Origin of the sequence: Streptomyces sp. A0592, assembly GCF_004795115.1 — a bacterium.
Taxonomy (GTDB): Bacteria; Actinomycetota; Actinomycetes; order Streptomycetales; family Streptomycetaceae; genus Streptomyces; species Streptomyces erythrochromogenes.
This window is the reverse complement of record NZ_SSBM01000016.1, coordinates 96,239-117,286: the sequence shown is the minus strand read 5'-3', so window position 1 is coordinate 117,286 and position 21,048 is coordinate 96,239. Positions and strand designations below refer to the sequence as shown.

At 72.5% G+C, this 21,048-nt stretch carries 16 protein-coding genes; 15 read left to right on the top strand and 1 reads right to left on the bottom strand.

Features of this window, described 5'->3' with window-relative positions; translation table 11 throughout:
* Positions 1-238: 238 nt before the first annotated feature.
* Both E6U81_RS22915 and E6U81_RS22910 read left to right on the top strand, forming a co-directional pair.
* Positions 239-1,675 (top strand): NAD-dependent malic enzyme, encoded by a 1,437-nt coding sequence (locus E6U81_RS22915; protein ID WP_136231951.1) that lies wholly within the window; start codon positions 239-241, stop codon positions 1,673-1,675.
* A gap of 301 nt (positions 1,676-1,976) precedes the next feature.
* The gene (locus E6U81_RS22910; RefSeq protein WP_007264399.1) at positions 1,977-2,258 is read left to right on the top strand and encodes an HU family DNA-binding protein; all 282 of its coding nucleotides are present in this window, start codon (positions 1,977-1,979) and stop codon (positions 2,256-2,258) included.
* A 293-nt stretch (positions 2,259-2,551) separates the two neighbouring features.
* Here the strand turns inward: E6U81_RS22910 and murA are convergent, their stop codons facing one another.
* Entirely contained in the window at positions 2,552-3,895 is a 1,344-nt protein-coding gene (murA, locus tag E6U81_RS22905) for a UDP-N-acetylglucosamine 1-carboxyvinyltransferase (protein ID WP_031152415.1), read from the bottom strand.
* A gap of 262 nt (positions 3,896-4,157) precedes the next feature.
* On the opposite strand from murA, the gene E6U81_RS22900 reads away from it, so the two are divergent.
* The 13 genes from E6U81_RS22900 (at position 4,158) to E6U81_RS22840 (ending at position 21,043) form a co-directional block, all read left to right on the top strand.
* Positions 4,158-4,718: a YqgE/AlgH family protein gene (locus E6U81_RS22900; protein WP_031152413.1), complete on the top strand. Its 561-nt coding sequence runs from the start codon at positions 4,158-4,160 to the stop codon at positions 4,716-4,718.
* Positions 4,719-4,747: 29 nt separating this feature from the next.
* Complete coding sequence (locus E6U81_RS22895; RefSeq protein ID WP_030010729.1) at positions 4,748-5,032, top strand: DUF3039 domain-containing protein; 285 nt, start codon at positions 4,748-4,750, stop codon at positions 5,030-5,032.
* 165 nt (positions 5,033-5,197) lie between these two features.
* A complete protein-coding gene (locus tag E6U81_RS22890) occupies positions 5,198-6,880 on the top strand; it encodes a beta-N-acetylhexosaminidase (RefSeq protein ID WP_136231950.1) in 1,683 nt (560 codons plus the stop codon).
* 370 nt (positions 6,881-7,250) lie between these two features.
* The gene (locus E6U81_RS22885) at positions 7,251-8,090 is read left to right on the top strand and encodes an FAD binding domain-containing protein (protein ID WP_031152408.1); all 840 of its coding nucleotides are present in this window, start codon (positions 7,251-7,253) and stop codon (positions 8,088-8,090) included.
* Positions 8,087-10,375 (top strand): 2Fe-2S iron-sulfur cluster-binding protein, encoded by a 2,289-nt coding sequence (locus E6U81_RS41755; protein WP_136231949.1) that lies wholly within the window; start codon positions 8,087-8,089, stop codon positions 10,373-10,375. Before E6U81_RS22885 ends, E6U81_RS41755 begins: the two co-directional genes overlap by 4 nt.
* Before the next feature lie 59 nt (positions 10,376-10,434).
* Positions 10,435-12,723 carry a xanthine dehydrogenase family protein molybdopterin-binding subunit gene (locus E6U81_RS22875; RefSeq protein WP_136232001.1) on the top strand — a complete coding sequence of 763 codons (2,289 nt, stop codon included), beginning with the start codon at positions 10,435-10,437 and terminating at the stop codon, positions 12,721-12,723.
* Positions 12,724-12,845: 122 nt separating this feature from the next.
* A complete protein-coding gene (locus E6U81_RS22870; RefSeq protein WP_240803959.1) occupies positions 12,846-13,355 on the top strand; it encodes a hypothetical protein in 510 nt (169 codons plus the stop codon).
* Positions 13,352-14,803, top strand: coding sequence for a WXG100 family type VII secretion target (locus E6U81_RS22865; protein ID WP_136231948.1), 1,452 nt, complete (start codon positions 13,352-13,354; stop codon positions 14,801-14,803). Before E6U81_RS22870 ends, E6U81_RS22865 begins: the two co-directional genes overlap by 4 nt.
* 21 nt (positions 14,804-14,824) lie before the next feature.
* Entirely contained in the window at positions 14,825-15,985 is a 1,161-nt protein-coding gene (mycP, locus tag E6U81_RS22860; RefSeq protein ID WP_168714708.1) for a type VII secretion-associated serine protease mycosin, read from the top strand.
* Positions 15,986-16,025: 40 nt separating this feature from the next.
* Positions 16,026-16,463, top strand: coding sequence for a hypothetical protein (locus E6U81_RS22855; RefSeq protein WP_136231946.1), 438 nt, complete (start codon positions 16,026-16,028; stop codon positions 16,461-16,463).
* 14 nt (positions 16,464-16,477) lie between these two features.
* Positions 16,478-18,763 carry a hypothetical protein gene (locus E6U81_RS22850; protein WP_136231945.1) on the top strand — a complete coding sequence of 762 codons (2,286 nt, stop codon included), beginning with the start codon at positions 16,478-16,480 and terminating at the stop codon, positions 18,761-18,763.
* Positions 18,763-19,314, top strand: a complete 552-nt coding sequence (locus tag E6U81_RS22845; protein ID WP_136231944.1) for a hypothetical protein — start codon at positions 18,763-18,765, stop codon at positions 19,312-19,314. The genes E6U81_RS22850 and E6U81_RS22845 overlap by 1 nt, the downstream gene beginning before the upstream one ends.
* A 280-nt stretch (positions 19,315-19,594) precedes the next feature.
* Entirely contained in the window at positions 19,595-21,043 is a 1,449-nt protein-coding gene (locus E6U81_RS22840; RefSeq protein WP_136231943.1) for an MFS transporter, read from the top strand.
* Positions 21,044-21,048 lie beyond the last annotated feature (5 nt).

The window sequence follows — 21,048 nt, the reverse complement described above, 5'->3', positions numbered from 1 at the left end:
ACGAATGACCAGGTCCGCGCTCCCCACCTGTGGGGGGCGCGGACCTGTTTCGTATGACCCCACCATTCCGAAGCCCCCTCGTATCTCGTATGGTGGAAGAGTCTTTCCGAATTTTGTAGCTGGTTACCTTGTACCGGCTGGTAGGTGGGACGATCGGACAACAGGTCCTACCGCCACCTGCTGTGGAGCGTGGGCCCTGTGTGTTAAGCGAACCAGGGACAGAAGAGGAAACACGGCCATGGCAACGGCGCCCAGCGTCTCGTATTCGATGACGGTCCGCCTGGAAGTGCCCGCGAGCGGAACCGCGGTCTCCCAGCTCACCACCGCCGTGGAGTCCTCCGGCGGCTCGGTCACCGGTCTCGACGTGACCGCCTCGGGCCACGAGAAGCTGCGGATCGACGTCACCATCGCCGCGACCTCCACCGCGCACGCCGACGAGATCGTGGAGAAGCTGCGCGGCATCGAGGGCGTCAGCCTCGGCAAGGTCTCCGACCGTACGTTCCTGATGCACCTCGGCGGCAAGATCGAGATGGCGTCGAAGCACCCCATCCGCAACCGTGACGACCTCTCGATGATCTACACCCCGGGCGTGGCCCGCGTGTGCATGGCGATCGCCGAGAACCCCGAGGACGCGCGGCGCCTGACCATCAAGCGCAACACCGTCGCAGTCGTGACGGACGGCTCGGCCGTGCTCGGCCTGGGCAACATCGGCCCGATGGCCGCCATGCCGGTCATGGAGGGCAAGGCGGCCCTCTTCAAGCGCTTCGCCGACATCGACGCCTGGCCGATCTGCCTGGACACCCAGGACCCCGACGAGATCGTGGCCGCCGTCAAGGCCATCGCCCCGGGCTTCGCCGGCATCAACCTGGAGGACATCTCCGCGCCGCGCTGCTTCGAGATCGAGGCCCGGCTGCGCGAGGCCCTCGACATCCCCGTCTTCCACGACGACCAGCACGGCACCGCGATCGTCGTGCTCGCGGCCCTCACCAACGCACTGCGCGTGGTGGGCAAGGCAGTTGAGGACGTCAAGGTCGTCATGTCGGGCGCCGGCGCGGCCGGTACCGCCATCCTCAAGCTGCTCCTCGCGGCGGGCGTGAAGAACGCCGTCAGCGCCGACATCCACGGTGTCGTGCACGCGGGCCGCCCCGACCTCGTCGACGCGGCGGCGGACTCCCCGCTGCGCTGGATCGCCGACAACACCAACCCCGAGGGCTACACGGGCACTCTGAAGGAGGCCGTGGTCGGCGCCGACGTCTTCATCGGCGTCTCGGCCCCGAACGTGCTGTCCGGCGAGGACGTCGCCGCCATGGCGGAAGGCGCCATCGTGTTCGCGCTCGCGAACCCGGACCCCGAGGTCGACCCGGCCGTGGCCCGTCAGACGGCCGCGGTCGTCGCCACCGGCCGCTCGGACTTCCCGAACCAGATCAACAACGTGCTCGTCTTCCCGGGCGTCTTCCGCGGTCTGCTGGACGCCCAGTCCCGCACCGTGAACACCAGCATGATGCTCGCCGCCGCGACCGCGCTGGCGGACGTCGTCGGCGAGGACGAGCTGAACGCGAACTACATCATCCCGTCGGTGTTCAACGACAAGGTCGCCGGCGCGGTGGCCGGAGCCGTCCGCAAGGCCGCCTCGGCCGCCCAGAACGGGCCTGTGACGGGCCTCACGGCTCCCTGATCCCCGGCGCGTCGCGAGATGCGGGCCCGCCGGGCCGCCTCTAGGGTTTGCGGGGATGCCAACGAGCTCCGCTGTTCGCATCCCACGGATGCGGACGGAGCGTCACCGGGGCGTGACTGTGGCGCTTTTCGTGTGACCCCGGCGGGTGCCGGATTGGCTTTCCCGCCGCTGGTGGGGGCAGGATGCGTAACCGGGCGAGAGGGTCTGACGTTCAGACCCGGGTCCGGGGACTGTCCTAGGGCCCTGGCAGCATCGGCTTCGATCTCACGCCTCTAAGGCAAGTTGAACACGGGAGTACAACATGAACCGCAGTGAGCTGGTGGCCGCTCTGTCCGAGCGCGCCGAGGTGACCCGCAAGGACGCCGACGCCGTTCTGGCCGCGCTCGCCGAGACCGTCGGCGAGATTGTCGCCAAGGGCGACGAGAAGGTCACCATCCCCGGCTTCCTGACCTTCGAGCGCACCCACCGTGCCGCTCGCACCGCGCGCAACCCGCAGACCGGCGACCCCATCCAGATCCCGGCCGGCTACAGCGTGAAGGTCTCCGCGGGCTCCAAGCTCAAGGAAGCCGCCAAGGGCAAGTAAGTCCTGCCCCCGGCGCCGGGGGCCGCACAGGCCCTGGAGCGTCGAGCACAGCAGAGACGCAGCAGTACGTAGAACGGTGAAGGGCGGCCACCCCGGGCGGGGCGGCCGCCCTTCTGCCTGCCCGGGATACCGCCGGGGCCGCCCGACCGCCGTACGGGCCCCCGCGGGCCCGTGAGGCCCCGTCAGCGCCCGCCTGGGCGGTCCGGGGCGCCGACGGGGCCATGCGAAAGCCCCCCGGGCCCTTGCGGGGCCCGGGGGGCTTTCGGTGTCCGTACGGGCGTACGGCGGAGGGACTAGACGAGGTCGCCGCCCGGCAGCTCGACCTTCGCCCCGAGCTCCACGAGCTTCTCCATGAAGTTCTCGTAGCCGCGGTTGATCAGGTCGATGCCGTGGACCCGCGAGGTGCCCTCGGCGGCCAGCGCCGCGATCAGGTACGAGAACCCGCCGCGCAGGTCGGGGATGACCAGGTCGGCGCCCTGCAGCTTGGTCGGGCCGGAGACGACCGCCGAGTGCAGGAAGTTGCGCTGGCCGAAACGGCAGGCCGAGCCGCCCAGGCACTCGCGGTACAGCTGGATGTGAGCACCCATCTGGTTGAGCGCCGAGGTGAAGCCGAGCCGGGACTCGTAGACCGTCTCGTGGACGATCGAGAGGCCGGAGGCCTGCGTCAGGGCCACGACGAGCGGCTGCTGCCAGTCGGTCTGGAAGCCGGGGTGCACGTCCGTCTCGAGCGCGATGGCGTTGAGCGGGCCGCCCGGGTGCCAGAAGCGGATGCCGTCGTCGTCGATCTCGAAGGCGCCGCCGACCTTCCGGTACGTGTTCAGGAAGGTCATCATCGAGCGCTGCTGGGCGCCGCGCACGTAGATGTTGCCGCCGGTGGCGAGCGCCGCGGAAGCCCAGGAAGCGGCCTCCAGGCGGTCCGGGAGCGCCTTGTGGTTGTAGCCGCCGAGCCGGTCCACACCGGTGATCCGGATGGTGCGGTCGGTGTCCATGGAGATGATGGCGCCCATCTTCTGCAGCACGCAGATGAGGTCCTCGATCTCCGGCTCCACGGCGGCGTTGCTGAGCTCGGTGACGCCCTCGGCCAGGACGGCCGTCAGCAGCACCTGCTCGGTCGAGCCGACGGAGGGGTAGGGCAGGCGGATCTTGCAGCCGCGCAGCCGCTGAGGGGCCTCCAGGTACTGGCCGCCCTCGCGCTTCTCGATGGTCGCGCCGAACTGGCGCAGCACGTCGAAGTGGAAGTCGATCGGCCGGCCGCCGATGTCGCAGCCGCCGAGGCCCGGGATGAAGGCGTGGCCGAGACGGTGCAGCAGGGGCCCGCAGAAGAGGATCGGGATGCGCGAAGAGCCCGCGTGGGCGTCGATGTCGGCGACGTTCGCGCTCTCGACATGGGTGGGGTCGAGTACGAGCTCGCCCGGCTCCTCGCCGGGACGGACCGTCACCCCGTGCAGCTGGAGCAGACCGCGCACGACACGCACGTCACGGATGTCGGGAACGTTGCGCAGCCGGCTGGGTTCGCTGCCGAGCAGAGCGGCGACCATGGCCTTGGGCACGAGGTTCTTCGCACCGCGGACACGGATCTCGCCCTCGAGCGGGGTACCGCCGTGGACAAGCAGTACATCGTCACTGATGCCGGTCATGAATCTCGCGTTCCGGAGAGGGTGGGCAGGGGACCAGGGAAAAGGGTAAGGGCCATCACCCCCTTGTTCGTAAGGGTGACGTGGCCGTAGGACTGTCATGAATTCGGCACAACACCCTCCGTATCCACCACATGGCGGAGTGTTGCGTTCCGGCTGCTCCGTCCGTGCGCGCTCCTCGCTGCCGCCGTGCGCCCTGAGCTGCGAGCGGTCCGATCTGCCCGCCCTCTCCCCGCGAAGGGGCGATGTGCGGGATCATGGCGGCATGACCGAGGTGTCCTCCCTCACAGGGCGGCTGCTCGTGGCCACTCCCGCCCTCGCGGATCCGAACTTCGACCGCGCGGTGGTGCTGCTGCTCGACCACGACGAGCAGGGCTCCCTCGGCGTGGTCCTCAACCGGCCGACCCCGGTGGGCGTCGGCGACGTCCTGCTGCCCTGGGCGCCGCTGGCCGGAGCCCCGGGCGTGGTGTTCCAGGGCGGGCCGGTGGCGCTGGACTCGGCCCTGGGGCTCGCCGTCATCCCCGGCGAGGAGGGGCCGCTCGGCTGGCGCCGGGTGCACGGGGCGATCGGGCTGGTCGACCTGGAGGCGCCGCCGGAGCTGCTGGCCCCGGCCCTGGGGGGCCTGCGCATCTTCGCCGGCTACTCCGGCTGGGGGCCGGGCCAGCTGGAGGAGGAGCTCGGCGAGGGCGCCTGGTACGTGGTCGAGTCGGAGCCCGGAGACGTGTCCTCGCCGGACCCGGAACGGCTGTGGCGGTCGGTGCTGCGCCGCCAGCGCGGCGAACTCGCGATGGTCGCCACCTATCCGGACGACCCGTCGCTCAACTGACTGGCGCGGGGTTAAGTACCCTGGGTTCCATGAGCACTCTTGAGCCCGAGCGCGGGACTGGCACGGGGACCCTCGTAGAGCCGACGCCGCAGGTGTCGCACGGTGACGGCGACCACGAGCGCTTCGCCCACTACGTCCAGAAGGACAAGATCATGGCGAGCGCGCTCGACGGGACCCCCGTCGTCGCGCTCTGCGGCAAGGTCTGGGTACCGGGCCGGGACCCCAAGAAGTACCCGGTCTGCCCCATGTGCAAGGAGATCTACGAGTCCATGGGCCCCGGCGGGGACAAGGACAAGGGCGGCAAGGACAAGTAGGTCCGCCCCTGTTCTCCCCCTTTCGCGGGACCGAGGCCCTCGGCGCACCACGGTGCGTCCGGGGGCCTTTGCCGTGCCTGCGGGGCGCGTTAGGGTCGGCCCGACGAGCACCCGGCGGAACGTGCGTTGCGCAGGGCGCAACCGGCTGCCGCGAAGGGCTGACGCATGGACCTGATCCGCACGGGCCTGATCCCCGCACCCCAGGTCGTACTCCTCGACGAGGACGCCCGCCGCTTCGTGTTCGGACCGGAACCGCTCCTCGACGCCGGTCCCGGCACCGCCTCCGTCGCCCGCTGGATGCGGCGGGAGCTGGGCGCGGCCACCGGATGGGCGCTGCCCGCCGCCGGGGCCGTGGCGGGGCCGGGGGCGGGGCCCGGGGAAGGCGCGGTCGCGGAGCTGCGGCTGCGGATCGACCCGGACGCCGCGGGGAACCGCGGGCCGGAGTCGTACCTGATCGACATCGGGGAGGGCGGGGCGGAGCTGGCGGGCGCGACGGCCGCCGGGCTGTTCTGGGGCGCCCAGACCCTGCGCCAGCTGCTCGGGCCCGACGCGTACCGCAAGGCGCCGCTGCCCGGCCGCAGGTGGAGCCTGCCGTACGCCCGCGTCGCGGACGGCCCCCGCTTCGCCTGGCGCGGGATGATGCTCGACGTCGCCCGGCACTTCATGCCGAAGGACGGCGTGCTGCGCTACATCGACCTGCTCGCCGCCCACAAGCTCAACGTGCTCCACCTGCACCTGACGGACGACCAGGGCTGGAGGATCGAGATCAGGCGGTACCCGCGGCTGACCGAGGTCGGGGCCTGGCGTGCGCGCAGCCGCCGGGGCCACCGGGCCTCGCCGCTGTGGAGCGAGGCCCCGCACGGCGGCTTCTACACGCAGGACGACATCCGCGAGATCGTCGCGTACGCCGCCGAGCGGCACGTCCGGGTGGTCCCGGAGATCGACGTGCCGGGGCACTCGCAGGCCGCGATCGCCGCGTACCCGGAGCTGGGCAACACCGACGTGGTCGACACGGCGGCGCTCGGCGTCTGGGACGACTGGGGGATCTGCGAGAACGTCCTCGCGCCGACCGAGGCCGTGCTGCGCTTCTACGAAGGAGTCTTCGAGGAGCTGCTGGAGCTGTTCCCGGTGGAGGTCTCGCCCTTCGTGCACGTCGGCGGCGACGAGTGCCCCAAGGTGCAGTGGAAGGCCTCCCCGGCCGCACAGGAGCGGATCCGCGAGCTGGGCGTCGACGGGGAGGACGGGCTGCAGTCCTGGTTCGTCCGGCACTTCGACGGCTGGCTCGCCGAGCGCGGGCGGCGCCTCATCGGGTGGGACGAGATCCTGGAGGGCGGGCTCGCGCCGGGCGCGGCCGTGTCCTCGTGGCGCGGCTACGCGGGCGGTGTCGCGGCCGCGGAGGCCGGGCACGACGTGGTGATGTGCCCCGAGCAGCAGGTGTACCTGGACCACCGTCAGGCCGGCGGCGGGGACGAGCCGGTACCCATCGGGTACGTGCGCTCTCTGGAGGACGTGTACCGCTTCGAGCCGGTGCCGCCGAAGCTGTCGCCGGAGGCCGCCGCCCATGTGCTGGGCGCCCAGGCCAACATGTGGACCGAGGTGACGGAGGACCAGGGCCGCGTCGACTACCAGGTGTTCCCGCGGCTGGCGGCCTTCGCCGAGGTGGTGTGGTCGTGGCAGCCGGCGCCCGCGGAGCGGGACTTCGCGTGGTTCGAGGGTCGGATGGCCGCGCACTACCCGCGGTTGGACGCCCTGGGTGTCGGCTACCGGCCTCCGGGCGGTCCGTTGCCGTGGCAGCGCAGGCCGGGAGTGCTCGGGCGCCCGATCGAGGGCGCGCCCCCGAACGTGTGACGCGCGCCGGGTCGGGTCGGCCCGAACGGAAAGGCGACGCCTCCGGAACTCTCGCTGGAATTCCCGCTATACGGGGAAAATCGGGCAATAGGGGAGGGGGCTGTCAAAGGCCGCGTGAGGGGGCCCTCCGTCTCGTACGGGACGCCGCGCGCGGCGGCGGGGCGCCGGGCGGACCCTCGCGCCGAGCGGCCCGGAAGATGTGCCAGAGTTGCCACGTCCCGGCGGTGAGCACGTACCGTACGGCGGACAGGCGTGAGCGCCAGGACCGGGACATCGGGAAGGGGCAGCTGGGTTGACCACGCACGCACCGCACGCACCGCACGCACCTGATTCACCTCAGGGGGCTCAGGGGCAGCAGGCGGCGCAGTCCGTGACGCTGCCGGCCTCGCTCGACGAGGCCGTCGCGGCGCTCACCGCCATGCCCGCCGCCGTCCCCGTCGCGGGCGGCACCGACCTCATGGCCGCGGTCAACGCCGGACTGCTGCGGCCCGCCGCCCTCGTCGGCCTGGGCCGGATCAACGAGATCCGCGGCTGGCAGTACCAGGACGGCCACGCGCTGCTCGGCGCCGGCCTCACCCACGCCCGGATGGGCCGGCCGGACTTCGCCGCCCTGATCCCCGCCCTCGCGGCTGCCGCACGCGCCGCCGGGCCCCCGCAGATCCGCAACGCCGGCACCCTCGGCGGGAACATCGCCACCGCCGCGCCGACCGGGGACGCGCTGCCCGTGCTGGCCGCGCTGGAGGCCGTACTGGTCATCGTCGGCCCGGGCGGACGGCGCGAGATCCCCGTCTCGCACCTGCTGGCCGGGCGGGAGATGCTGCGGCCCGGTGAGCTCATCGGCTTCGTGCGGGTGCCGCTGCTGCACGCCCCGCAGGTGTTCCTCAAGGCCACCGGGCGGACGGGACCCGGGCGTGCGGTGGCGTCCGTGGGCCTCGTGCTGGACCCGGCGCGCCGCGGTGTGCGCTGTGCGATCGGCGCGGTGGCCCCGATGCCGCTGCGGCCGCTGGAGGCCGAGCAGTGGGTGGCCTCGCTGATCGACTGGGACGGCGGGCGGAGCCTGGCCCCCGAGGCGCTGGAGGCCTTCGGCGAGTACGTCGCGGCCGCCTGCGTCCCCGACCAGGGGGAACCGGTGGCTCCCGGCGTACTGCACCTGCGGCGGACGGTGGCCGTACTGGCACGGAGGGCCCTCGGAAGGGCGCTGACCTCATGAGCGAGAACGAGAACGAGAACGTGACCCAGGGGAACGGCACGGCGGGCTGGGGCTGGGAACCGGTCCCGCAGGGCGGCGAGTACGACTCGGACGCCACGGCCTTCGTGAAACTGCCGCAGGACATGCTCGACGCGCTCGGCACCGGTGAGCCGCTCGCGGCTCCCGGGCACGGCTACGTGCCGCCGCCGATGATCGTGCCGCTGGGCTCGGCCAGCACGGACCCGGCGGCCACGGGCACGTGGGCGATCCCGGTGCAGTGGCCTGAGGCGGGCGGCGACGCGTCGGCGTCCGGCGCGGGCTCGGGTACGGGCACGGGTGCGGGCTCCGGTGCGGCTTCCGGTCCGGCGTCCGGGTCCGTGGGCGGCCCGATCCCCGCTTCGATCCCCATCCCGGCATCGGTGGCGGCCGCGTTCGCGGAGCCCGACCCGGAGGCCGAGCCGGCGCACGACCCCGGTGCCACGGCGGAGTGGCGGTTCCCCGAGGGAGTGCACGAGCCCGAGGCGGCTCCCTCGACGACCGGCCAGTGGGCCGTACCGGACTTCGCGCAGCAGCAGGACTACACGCAGCAGGGCGACTACCGCACGGGTGGCGGGCTGGACGCGGACTGGAGCCAGGCCCCGGCGACCCTGCCGGGCGGGGCCCCGGCCCCGTGGGCGTACCTGACGCAGCAGCCGGCCGCAGAACCCGACCAGGGCCAGGGCCCGGGCTCGGGCCGCACGCACGGCCAGGACACCGGCGTCCTGCCGGGCACGGACGAGGCGGCGGCCGCTTCGGCCGCTGCCGCCGCGACGGCGCACGCCGCCGGACGCCTGCTCGGCGGGCCCGGTGTGGGCGCCGCGGGCCGCGGGCCGCGGGTGCTGGGCGGACCCGGCGTGGGCACCGCGCTGCAGGAGGCCGAGCCCGCACACCAGGCGCCGCACGACATCGAGGCCGCGCACGGCCCGGCGGCGACGGTGCACGCGGGGGAGCGGCCGCACCCGGGAGCCGCGGCGCAGGAGCCGCCCGCGGCACCCGGCGGCGTGGACCTCTTCGGCGGAGCGCGGGTCGAGGCGCCGGCCGAGGCGCCGGCCGCGGACGCCGCGCAGCCGGCCGAGCCCGAGCACCCGGCCCGGCCGGGGCACGGCGAACACGGCGAACACGGCGAGCCGTCCGATCTCTTCGGGAACACCGGGCACACCGACCATGTCGCGCACACCGGCCATGCCTCGCATGCCGGTCATGTCGCGCATGCGGAACACGGCGAGCATTCCGACCTGTTCGGGCACTCCGGGCTGTCGGCGCACTCCACTCAATTCGCACACTCCGCGCAGCCCGCCGACACCGACGGGCACGGCTTCGCGGCCTTCGGCCAGGCCCCGGAGCCCGCGTCCGAGCCCGCCCAGGACGGCCGCGCCCCCGAGGCGGAGGCCGCCGCCCCGGCGGACGGCCACGGCTTGGCGGAGCCGGGCCGCACGCCCGCACCGGACCACGCCGACGCCGACGGGTCGGCGCCCGCCGAAGCCGCCCCGGCCCGCGCCGAGGGCCCGGCCGGGTCCACGCCGGAGGCGGACACCGCCGACAGCGCGGCGGAGCTCCCGCCCGAGGAAACCGGCGAAGGGATCCCGGCGGAGGTGCCGGCGTACGAGGAAGAGACCGGGCCCGCCGCCGTCCACCACGAGCACCCGCACGCCTCCTACGTGCTGCGCGTCAACGGCGCCGACCGCCCCGTCACCGGAGCCTGGATCGGGGAATCCCTGCTCTACGTGCTGCGCGAGCGCCTCGGCCTCGCCGGCGCCAAGGACGGCTGCTCGCAGGGCGAGTGCGGCGCCTGCGCCGTGCAGGTCGACGGCCGGCTCGTCGCCTCCTGCCTGGTCCCGGCCGCCACGGCCGCGGGCAGCGAGGTCCGCACCGTCGAGGGCCTCGCGACGGGCGGGGAACTCTCCGACGTTCAGCAGGCGTTGTGCAGGTCGGGCGCGGTGCAGTGCGGATTCTGCGTGCCCGGCATGGCCATGACCATCCACGACCTGCTGGAGGGCAACCACGCCCCCAGCGAGCTGGAGACCCGCCAGGCGCTCTGCGGCAACCTCTGCCGGTGCTCCGGCTACGCGGGCGTCGTCGAGGCCGTGCGCGAGGTCGTGGCCGGGCGGGAGGCCGCCTCGGCCGCCCCCGCGGACGGGGCACAGGCCCCGACGCAGGGGCAGGGGCAGGGGCACGTTCAGGCGCAGGGCGAGGGGGCGCCGGAGCCGCGCATCCCGCACCAGGCAGCGCCCGGCGAGGGCGGCATCCACCACGGAGGCACGGCGTGAGCGGGCAGGACGCGGCGACGGCGACGGCGACATCGGCCGTGAACGCCACGGTGACGGCCATGACGGTCCCGGGGGCCGAGGCCGCCGAACCGCAGGCACCGCGCGGCATCGGAGCCTCCGTGGAGGCCACCGACACCCGCGCCAAGACCGAGGGCACCTTCCCCTACGCCGCCGACCTGTGGGCCGAGGGCCTGCTGTGGGCCGCCGTGCTGCGCTCCCCGCACGCCCACGCCCGGATCCTCTCCATCGACACCAAGGCCGCTGCGGAGATGCCCGGCGTGCGCGCCGTCGTCACCCACGCCGACGTGCCCGGCGCCACCACCCACGGCCGCCGGATCGCCGACCGGCCGGTCTTCGCCCACGACGTCGTGCGCCACCACGGTGAGCCCATCGCCGCCGTCGCCGCCGACCACCCCGACACGGCACGCCTCGCCGCGGCCGCGATCGCCGTCGAGTACGAGCTCCTCGACCCGGTCACCGACCCCGAGCAGTCCTTCGGCGCCCCCGCCCTGCACCCCGACGGCAACCTGATCCGGCACATCCCGCTGCGCTACGGCGACCCGGACGCCACCGGCGAGGTCGTGGTCGAGGGCCTGTACCGGATCGGCCGCCAGGACCCCGCCCCCATCGGCGCCGAGGCCGGACTGGCCGTGCCCCGCCCCGACGGCGGCGTCGAGCTCTACACCGCCTCCACCGACCCGCACACCGACCGCGACCTGGCCGCCGCCTGCTTCGGCCTGGAACCGGACCGCGTACGCGTCGTCGTCACCGGCGTGCCGGGCGCGACGGCCGACCGCGAGGACGCCGCCTTCCAGCTGCCGCTCGGCCTGCTCGCCCTGCGCACGGGCTGCCCGGTGAAGCTGGCCGCCACCCGCGAGGAGTCCTTCCTCGGCCACACCCACCGCCACCCGACCCTGCTGCGCTACCGCCACCACGCGGACGCGGAGGGCCGCCTGGTCAAGGTCGAGGCGCAGATCCTGATGGACGCGGGCGCGTACGCCGACGCCTCCGCGGAATCCCTGGCGGCGGCGGTGGCCTTCGCCTGCGGCCCGTACGTCGTCCCGCACGCCTTCGTCGAGGGCTGGGTCGTGCGCACCAACAACCCGCCGTCGGGCCACGTCCGCGGCGAGGGCGCCATGCAGGTGTGCGCCGCGTACGAGGGCCAGATGGACAAGCTCGCGGCCGCCCTCGGCATCGACGGCGCGGAACTGCGCCTGCGCAACGTCCTGGCGACCGGTGACCTCCTTCCGACCGGCCAGACGGTGACCTGCCCCGCACCGGTGGCGGAACTCCTGCGCTCGGTCCGCGACTTCGAGCTGCCCGCACTCCCCAAGGACGCCCCCGAGGACGAGTGGCTGCTGCCCGGCGGCCCGGAGGGCGCGGGCGAGCCGGGCGCGGTGCGGCGCGGCGTCGGCTACGGGGTCGGCATGGTCCACATGCTCGGCGCGGAGGGCACCGACGAGGTCTCCACCGCGACGGTGAAGGTGGTGGGCGGCGTGGCCACCGTCATCTGCGCCGCGGTCGACACCGGCCAGGGCTTCGGCACGCTGGCCCGCCAGATCGTCCAGGAGGTCCTGGGCGTCGACGAGGTGGCGGTGGCCCCGGTGGACACCGACCAGCCGCCGGCCGGCCCGGCGGCGCACGGCCGCCACACGTGGGTGTCGGGCGGCGCGGTGGAGCGGGCCGCGAAGATGGTCCGCACCCAGCTCCTCCAGCCGATGGCCCACAAGCTGGGCATGTCGACGGAGCTCCTGCAGATCCAGGACGGCCGCATCACCTCGTACGACGGCGCGTTCTCGATGTCGGTCACGGAGGCCATGGCCGGCAAGGAACTCTGGGCGACCGCGCAGTGCCGCCCCCACCCGACGGAACCGCTGGACGCGGACGGCCAGGGCGACGCGTTCGTCGGCCTCGCCTTCTGCGCGATCCGCGCGGTGGTGGACGTGGACATCGAGCTGGGCTCGGTACGGGTGGTGGAGCTCGCGGTGGCCCAGGACGTGGGCCGCATCCTGAACCCCCGCCAGCTGGAGGCCCGTATCGAAGCGGGCGTCACCCAGGGCGTCGGCGCGGCCCTGACGGAGAACCTCCGCACCGTCGCCGGCCTGGTCCGCCACCCCGACCTGACGGGCTACGCCCTGCCGACCGCGCTGGACGCCCCGACGGTCCGCATCGTGAAACTGGTGGAGGAGCGCGACGTGGTGGCCCCGTTCGGCGCGAAGGCGGCGAGCGCGGTCCCGGTGGTGACGACCCCGGCGGCGATCGCCTCGGCAGTCCGCGCGGCCACGGGCCGCCCGGTCAACAGGCTCCCGATCAGGCCGTCCGCGGCGGTGGCGGCGCCCAACTCGTGACCGTCTGACCGGCATTGCACGTGCAACCCGGACTTGGGGCTGTCGGTGCCGATCGCTAAAGTGCTCGGCGAGAGTGTGCGCGCGCACGTGCGAACGGGTGCGAACGGGGACGGGGAGTCGGCGTGGCAGAGGACAGCGGCGGGGTTCTGGCGGTAGGTCTGTCGGGAGATGTCGCGGCATCGATCAGAGCCCAGGCGGACGCGCAGGCGCGTGCCGCGGCGCTGCGGATCGAGTACGACGACATGAAGGCCTATCAGAAGCTGGTGGACGGCCTCCTGACGAAGCTTCAGGAGTCCCCGGCGCACCACGGCACCCTGGCGGACGGCACGATGCCGGCCGGAGTCCTGGGCACGGGCTTCCCTGCGGCCGAGAAGCTCAACAAGTCCTACACCACAGTCCATTCGGAGCTGCAGAAGCTTTCGAAGGGGCTCGCGGTGCAGATCGAGGCCCTGGGCATCGCCGTCCAGTCCGCCGGCAAGGGCTACAGCGAGGTGGACGAGGAGACGAAGCGACGCATGGGTCTCCTGGCCAAGCAGGCCCACGACGAATACGTGCGCGAGCGTGACCCGTACGCGGAGAAGAAGGGCGGCAGCCCGGAGGCGACCGGGAAGAAGGGGGCTGTCTACGGATGAGCGGATTCGAGAGTTACACGCACGCACAGCTCTACGCGATGATCGCGGCGCTTGACGACGAGGCGGTCAGTGCCCGGGGTACGCAGCTCACCGAAGCCGCCAAGACGATCAAGGAGATCGGCGAAAAGCTCAAGAAGCACAAGGTCAAGGGCTGGGAGGGTGAGGCGGCCGAGGCGTTCCAGAACTGGGTGAACCAGGCGGGAAGCGCCACGCTGGTCTTGGCCGACTACAGCGAAGCGGGCGGCAAGTACCTGACGCAGACGGCCCAGATCATGCGCGAGGTCAAGCCGAAGAACGGCACCGGGGACATGCCGAAGTACAGTGCGTCGGCGGAGGCGAGCCTCAAGGAGGACCTCGCCACGTCCCGTGAGTACCACAACGACCCGGACGCGGTGCAGCTCGGGCAGCAGGCGTGGTCGAAGCTGAGCGGAGACCACGCGCGAGCCGTGGACGCGATGAACAAGCTGTCCGGGTCGTACGAGCAGTCGGCTGCGCAGATGGACAAGGCAACGATCCCGACCTTCCCGCCGCCGCCTCAGGTGTTGGTGCCGGACCACAGCTACGCCATGGACGACATGGAGAGGCCTGGAGGAGGCTACGGCGGGGGAGGCGGTGGAGTCAGTTCCTCGTACACCTCTTCGAGTTCAGACTTCGGTCCGCGGTCGGGTGAGGGTTCTTCGCCTGGGTACCAGCCGAGGCCGGACAACACCGTCCCGTCGGTCTCTGCGCCATCGACCCCGGATCGCGATGTGGACGTGCACCTCGACACCGTCGCCACGCTTCCGCCCCCGACCACGCCCCCTGTGACGACCACACCCGGCCTTCCGACGACCACGAACCCGGTGGGTCCTACTCCCGGCCCGTTCGTCCCGCCTGTGACCGTTCCGCCGGTAGGCGGGCTCAAGGGTGGGCCTGCGCCGTTTGCCACCGGCCCCGGTATCGGTCCGTACCCAGGTACAGCCGGTCCCGGTCTTCCCGGCGGCAAGGTGATCGGCACGCCCGGCATGCCCCCGCGTGACGCCGGCATCACTGGTGGCCGACAGGTGACTTCCACCGGCCCGAGCACAGGCATCCCGCGCGGCACGGTCATCGGCGAGGGTTCTCAGGCAGGTCGTCCGATGGGTGGCGGTATGGGCCACGGTGTGGGCGGCCACTACGGAGGCAGCCAGGTAGGCTCCCCGGTCGGCCGCCGACTGGCGTCGGAGCCCGGAGGCGTGGTCGGCGGACGTCAGGCCGGTGCTGTCGGTCACCCGATGGCGGCCGGCCAGCCGTTCACCCAGGGCGGTTCGGGGCTCGTGCGCAACGGCGCGGGCCCTGTGGGGCATGCGGGGTCGCAGACCCCGGGGCGACGTCGGGACAACCAGGGGGGCGAGCGCCCCGACTATCTGACCGAGGACGAAGAGACCTGGCAGGGCACCCGTCGTGTTGTCCCGCCGGTGATCGACTGAGCAGAACGGACGTTGCACGGGATGTACATGCGTAAGGCGACCGCGGCCCTGGTGGGCCTTCTGCTGGCCGGGGTCGCCGCGACCCCGGCTCACGCGGACACCATTCGATCGCAGCAGTGGCATCTCGACGTGATGAAGGCCGAAGATGCCTGGAAGCTCAGTACAGGCAAGGGCGTCACCGTTGCTGTGATCGATTCAGGTGTCAACCGCATCCCGGAGCTCGAAGGGCAAGTTCTCCCAGGCACCGTGTTCCCCGTCGGCGATGCGCCGAGCGGCAGAGACAACGACTACGACGGCCACGGCACGGGCATTTCCGCGATGATCGCTGGTACTGGAAAGCATCCGAGTGGTGACGGCGCTTTTGGGCTCGCTCCTGGGTCCGCGATTCTTCCGATTCGAGTGCCCGATGTGAACGAGGCGGCGAAGGCCCCCTCGATGGTCGCAGCCATCCGGTACGCGGCTGACTCGGAAGCCAAGGTAATCAACATCTCCAAGGCGATCGGAGGGAACCCAGAAGATGACCGTGACCGGGCTGAAGCGGTGAAGTACGCCCTCTCTAAGGGCAAATTGATCTTCGCTGCGGCTGGCAACTACGGGAATTCCACCAACAATCTTCTCTACCCGGCCGCGACTCCCGGAGTGGTGGGTGTGGGAGCTGTGGATGCCAATGGCGAGCCAACCAAAGAGTCGCAGCACGGCCCCCAGGTGGACATGGCTGCACCCGGCATGGACATCGTCACGGCGTGCACTGGGAAGTCAGGGCTTTGCAAGACGCGCGGCACCAGTGACTCCTCCGCCCTCGCGTCCGCCTCAGCCGCCTTGCTGTGGTCCGTCCACCCCGAGTGGACCAACAACCAGGTCCTGCGCGTCCTGCTGAACACCGCGGGCAAGCCGGTCGACGGGTCCCAGCGGAACGACTACGTCGGGTACGGCATCGTCCGGCCCCGGGTCGCGTTGCAGACGCCCGGGGATCCCGGTCCTGCTGACGTCTACCCGTTGCCCGACCTGGCCGCCGCATCCCAGGCGGGGGACAAGCCCGCGTCGACGTCCAAGACCGACGCTCCCCAGGCCGCCGAGGAGGAGAAGAGCGGCAACCCCCTGCTCTGGGTCGGGCTGGGGCTCGGGGCTTGTGTGCTCATCGGTGGGGCCGTGACCGCGGTCGTGGTCCGCCGCAACCGTTGATCTGATCTGCCCGATCCGTACCGACTCGGAGGTCCACGCGATGTCGTTCGACGAAGAATGGTCGGCGGCTCGCGCCACGGCCGCCGCAGGCGTCACCATGCGGCTCAACCAGGCCCCCGCCGACCCCGCCCCCGGCGGTTCCGGCGGTCCCGGCGGCGCCGATCTCGCGCTCGACCAGGACCGGATCGGAGCCGTCGGCTCCGAGGCGTACAAGCTGCACACCCGCCTCCAGACCGACGGCAAGCACGCCGCCACCGCGACCGCCGAAGCCGCCGGGGCCCTCACCAGGGAGGGCTTCGCGAGCGGGGCCGCCCTGCTCAAGGCCGGCAACCTCTGGGAGACCCAGGTGAAGACCCTCGTGGCCGCCTGCGCCACCATCTCCAACGGCCTGAACTACTCGCTCGCCTCCCACGCCAAGGACGAGCAGCAGCTCCACGCGGACTTCACGGCGTCCGCCATCGACAAGTACCTGAAGTAGGCGAGGCGTTCCGCATGCTGACGTACGAGAACGTGATGAACGCGCCCCTGGACAAGCTCCAGACCGCCGTCGCCGACTGGACGGCCATGGCCGGCAAGTTGGACGAGATGGCCGAGGACGCCCGCAACGGCATGAAGGCGAAGTCCGACAAGGCCGAGTGGAGCGGGGTCACCGCCGGGGTGGCGCGCGGGTTCGTCGACAAGACGGCCAAGGAGTTCGAGGACGCGGCCAAGGCGGCCAAGGGGATGCACCTGGTCCTCGCCGACGCGCACGCCACCTTCAAGGCCGCCCAGGACGAACTGAAGAGGCTCGCCGCGGAGGCCCCGGCGGCCGGCTTCCGGATCGACGCCACCGGGCGGGTCGGCGCCGTCCCCCTGCCCACCGAGGCCGAACGGAACGCCGCCCGCCACGACCCCGACTACCAGCAGACCCTCAACGCGAACCGCAACGCCTGGCAGTCCCAGGTCGACCGGGCCGTCGAGAACGCCCAGGACGCCGACGACTCCCTGGTCCGCGTACTGCAGGCGAACGCGACGGACGAACACGACTTCAGCGGACCGAAGTTCACCACCCTCGACGCCGAACAGGCGGCCCGCGCAGCCGGCCTGATGAAGAAGGTCACCGGCCCGGGCGGCACGGCACGCAACGTCGAGGCGCTGCGCGAGCTGGAGGAACTGCTCGACGACAACCGCGAGGACCCCGAGTTCTCGACGGGCCTGTTCCGGACCATCGGCGCCGAAGGCACCCTGCAGATGTACTCCGCGATGTCCCTGGACGCGACGAGCCTGGGCGCCGCCGGCAAGGACCGGGCGCTGATGGTCGCCAACATCCAGAGCGACATGGGCGCCATGCTCGGCCTCGCCACCCACAAGGACGTCCCGGGCCACCTCGACGCGGCCTGGACGACCCAGCTGATGAAAGCCGGGCGCAAGGAGATCGACGTCTTCGGCGGCGTCCGGCAGATCTACGGCTACCAGGCGCTCGGCGCGCTGCTGCGCGAGGGGAAGTACGACACCGAGTTCCTGACCTCGGTCGGCCGGGACATGATCGCCATGGACCGCAAGGACCCGGACGCCTGGGAGTTCCACACGCCGATCGGCCTGGAGACCGTACTGAACCAGGGCCCGGAGGGCGGCCGCGGCTTCTACCCGCTGACCGGGCTCATGGAGGCGCTGGGCAACAACCCGGACGCCGCGACGGCCTTCTTCAACGAGCCGGTCCGGGAGGACACCAACAAGGACGGCATCGTCACGAAGGACGACAAGCCGGTCGGCGGCCAGCACGGCAAGGACCGGGGCATGGTCGACTACATGCTCGACAAGAAGCCGTACATGGACGGCTTCGACATCACCCCGGCCGGTGACCTCCGCCCGGCCCACCAGGCACTCGGCGACGCCCTGATGGCGGCCGTCTCCCACCGCGGCCCCGGCGAGGAGGACGCGCCGCCGGTCGCGCACACCAAGGAGATGGCGGCGGTCATGGAGCGGATCGTCGAGAAGATCGGGGACAAGCCGGAACTGGTCGACGCGAAGCCCGGGGACCCGGACGGCCCGCTGAACGGCCTGTCCGGGCACTTCGGGCAGATGGCGGCCGAATACATGCCGGACATCCAGGCGGCCGCGGACAACACCGGCCGAATGATCAAGGCCAACGGCGTGATGGCCGAGTTCAACAAGGCCGACATGGCAGCGTTCGTCGGCGCAGTGGGCCAGGACCCGGACGCGTACGGAGCCATCACCAACGCCCAGCGGGCGTTCACCACCACACTCATCAACGACGTCATCGCGCACCGTACCGAGTACGAGGAGATCGACGCGGCGATCACGGTCGCCGTCCACCCGGGAGGCCAGATCGCGGGCATCCTCTCCGAGGCCAGGGCCGAGGGGACCTTCGCCGAGAACGGCCACAAGGCGGAGGAGTACGTCAAGGGCGTTGAGGACAACGCCAAGTGGATCAACCGCGCCATCAGCGCGGCGGGCGGCAAGTACCTGGAGATGGTGCCGCTCGCCGGAGACGTCGTGGAATGGCTCCAGGAGGACATCACGGAAAGTGTGGTCGAACGGGCCAAAAAGGATCAGGCGAGCAAGGTGGGCGACGCCGACCACGAGGCTGTGCTCAGTTATACGCAGGCCCAGGTGGAGGCCGGCGAGTCCGCGGCGCAATCCGTCCGCAAGGCCGCCGAGGGCACGGGCATGAACCAGCGGAGCATCGATGCCCTCGCCGGCACGGCCTCGGCGCAGACGGCCAACGCGCACGCTGTGGGCCGCGGTCAGGTCGTCACGTCGAACGGCGGCTCCTGATGGGTTGCGCCCCCGATACCCTGCGCCTGCTCGCAGGGAGCCTGATCGTCGCGGCCGCGCTCGCGGGGTGCGCCGACGAGAAGAAGGCGGCGGCCCCGCAGCTGCCGGAGCGCACCTGCTTCGGCGTCTTCACCCGCTCCGACCTGGAACCGCTGATGGGCCACGGGGACACGGTGACGGTGTCCGGTCCGGCCGACACCCGGCTGAACGCGCAGCGCCGCGCGGCCACGTGCAACGTCGACGTGGACGGCAGGGGGCGCGTCCTCGTCGCGGCCACCCGCCAGCCCCTCGGGCAGAGCTTCTTCTGGCCCCCGACGGACCAGAGTGAACCCGCGCCCGAGCCGCTCGCTCTCGGCGACAAGGGGATCCTGTGGAACACGGGCGCCCGCGTCACCCTCACCTGCAAGGGGGCCGAGGACTCCTTCGAGCTGGAACTGGCAATCAGCGGCTCCGTGGAGCACATGAAACCGGGCACGTCCCGCGCCCTGTTCACCTCGCTCATGACCAAGTACCTGGAGTCCGCCAAGCAGCAGACCCGCTGCGGCTCCTAGCCGGTTCCGCGAAGGCCGAGGCCGCCCGGGGGTGCGCCTGCCCCCGGGCGGCCTCCGCCTCGGCGCCGTGGCCGGGGAGACCGGGCGCACGGCCGTGGCGATGTCCCCGACCGTACGCGGGCGGTCGCGGGACGGGGAAGGAGACGGCCCGGGATGCAACAGGGCTGCCATGCCGCGTTCACGGACGGGCCCGGCCGGCGGGTCCTAGGACCCGGGGACGAGGCCGGGATCGGTCGAACGGACAGGGTCGAAACAGGGCTGCGCACCTTACGCTGGGGCGATGAGCGCCCTCGAACCCCGCGTGCCCCAGAGAACCGCACCCCTGCCGACCCCGCCGCAGGGCGGGGTCATGGGGCCCGCGTACCGGACGCTCAGCATCGGGATCATCTCGGTCGTCTTCCTCATCGCCTTCGAGGCGACCGCCGTAGGCACGGCCATGCCCGTCGCCGCCCGCGAGCTCGACGGGATCGGGCTGTACGCCTTCGCCTTCTCCGCCTACTTCACGACCAGCCTCTTCGGCATGGTCCTGTCCGGGCAGTGGGCCGACCGGCAGGGGCCGCTCAGGCCGCTGACCGTCGGGATCGCCGCCTTCGCCTCGGGGCTCGTGGTCTCCGGGACCGCCGGCGCCATGTGGGTGTTCGTCCTCGGCCGCGCCGTGCAGGGCCTCGGCGGCGGGCTGGTGATCGTCGCGCTGTACGTCGTCGTCAGCCGGGCCTACGAGGAGCGGCTGCGGCCCGCGATCATGGCGGCCTTCGCCGCCAGCTGGGTCGTCCCCTCCATCGTCGGGCCGCTCGCCTCCGGCACGGTCACCGAGCACCTCGGCTGGCGGTGGGTGTTCCTCGGCATACCCGTGCTCGTCGTCGTCCCCCTCGTCGTCGCGCTGCCCGCCATACGGCGCAGCGCCTCCGGTCCCGTGGGCGGCGGGCCCGCGGCCTTCGACCGGCGGCGGATCCGGCTGGCGCTCGGCATCTCCGTCGGCGCGGGCCTGCTCCAGTACGCCGCCCAGGACCTGCGGTGGCTCTCGCTCCTACCGGGCATCGCCGGCGCGGCCCTCCTGGTCCCGGCCGTGCTGGGGCTGCTGCCGCGCGGGACGTACCTGGCCCGGCGCGGGCTGCCGTCCGTGGTGCTGCTGCGCGGGGTGGCCGCGGGGGCGTTCATCGCCGCCGAGAGCTTCGTACCGCTGATGCTGGTCACCCAGCGGGGGCTCAGCCCGACGATGGCCGGCTTCTCCCTCGCGCTGGGCGGCGTGACCTGGGCGGGCGGCTCGTGGGTGCAGTCGCAGGGCCGGACGGCCCCCTACCGGCAACGGCTCATGGTGATCGGCATGGTGCTGGTGGCGCTGGCCATCGCCGCCGCGCCCGCCGTGCTCATCGAGTCCGTCCCCGTGTGGACGCTCGCGCTGGCCTGGGCCGTGGGATGCCTCGGGATGGGCCTGGTCATCGGCTCCACGAGCGTGCTCCTGCTGAAGCTGTCCGCGCCGCAGGAGGTCGGCGCCAACTCCGCCGCCCTGCAGATCTCCGACGCGCTCGCGAACGTCGTGCTGCTCGCCGCCGGGGGCGCCGCCTTCGCCGCCCTCGGCGGCGGAGCGGTCGGGGCCGCGCACGCGGTGACCGCCGGCGGGGCGGGCGCCTCGCACCCCGCCGCCTTCGCGGTCGTGTTCCTGCCGATGGCGTGCGTGGCACTGGTGGGGGCGTGGGTCGCGACCCGGCTGGAGCCCGCGAAGGGCTGAGCCTC

Bases quoted from the DNA above. Each gene is read 5' to 3' on its own strand.
- E6U81_RS22850 (WP_136231945.1), top strand. From the start codon at position 16,478: ATGCTGACGTACGAGAACGTGATGAACGCGCCCCTGGACAAGCTCCAG.
- E6U81_RS22910 (WP_007264399.1), top strand. From the start codon at position 1,977: ATGAACCGCAGTGAGCTGGTGGCCGCTCTGTCCGAGCGCGCCGAGGTG.
- E6U81_RS22855 (WP_136231946.1), top strand. From the start codon at position 16,026: ATGTCGTTCGACGAAGAATGGTCGGCGGCTCGCGCCACGGCCGCCGCA.
- E6U81_RS22890 (WP_136231950.1), top strand. From the start codon at position 5,198: ATGGACCTGATCCGCACGGGCCTGATCCCCGCACCCCAGGTCGTACTC.
- E6U81_RS22875 (WP_136232001.1), top strand. From the start codon at position 10,435: ATGACGGTCCCGGGGGCCGAGGCCGCCGAACCGCAGGCACCGCGCGGC.
- E6U81_RS22900 (WP_031152413.1), top strand. From the start codon at position 4,158: ATGACCGAGGTGTCCTCCCTCACAGGGCGGCTGCTCGTGGCCACTCCC.
- E6U81_RS41755 (WP_136231949.1), top strand. From the start codon at position 8,087: ATGAGCGAGAACGAGAACGAGAACGTGACCCAGGGGAACGGCACGGCG.
- E6U81_RS22845 (WP_136231944.1), top strand. From the start codon at position 18,763: ATGGGTTGCGCCCCCGATACCCTGCGCCTGCTCGCAGGGAGCCTGATC.
- E6U81_RS22865 (WP_136231948.1), top strand. From the start codon at position 13,352: ATGAGCGGATTCGAGAGTTACACGCACGCACAGCTCTACGCGATGATC.
- E6U81_RS22915 (WP_136231951.1), top strand. From the start codon at position 239: ATGGCAACGGCGCCCAGCGTCTCGTATTCGATGACGGTCCGCCTGGAA.
- E6U81_RS22840 (WP_136231943.1), top strand. From the start codon at position 19,595: ATGAGCGCCCTCGAACCCCGCGTGCCCCAGAGAACCGCACCCCTGCCG.
- mycP (WP_168714708.1), top strand. From the start codon at position 14,825: ATGTACATGCGTAAGGCGACCGCGGCCCTGGTGGGCCTTCTGCTGGCC.
- E6U81_RS22895 (WP_030010729.1), top strand. From the start codon at position 4,748: ATGAGCACTCTTGAGCCCGAGCGCGGGACTGGCACGGGGACCCTCGTA.
- murA (WP_031152415.1), bottom strand. From the start codon at position 3,895: ATGACCGGCATCAGTGACGATGTACTGCTTGTCCACGGCGGTACCCCG.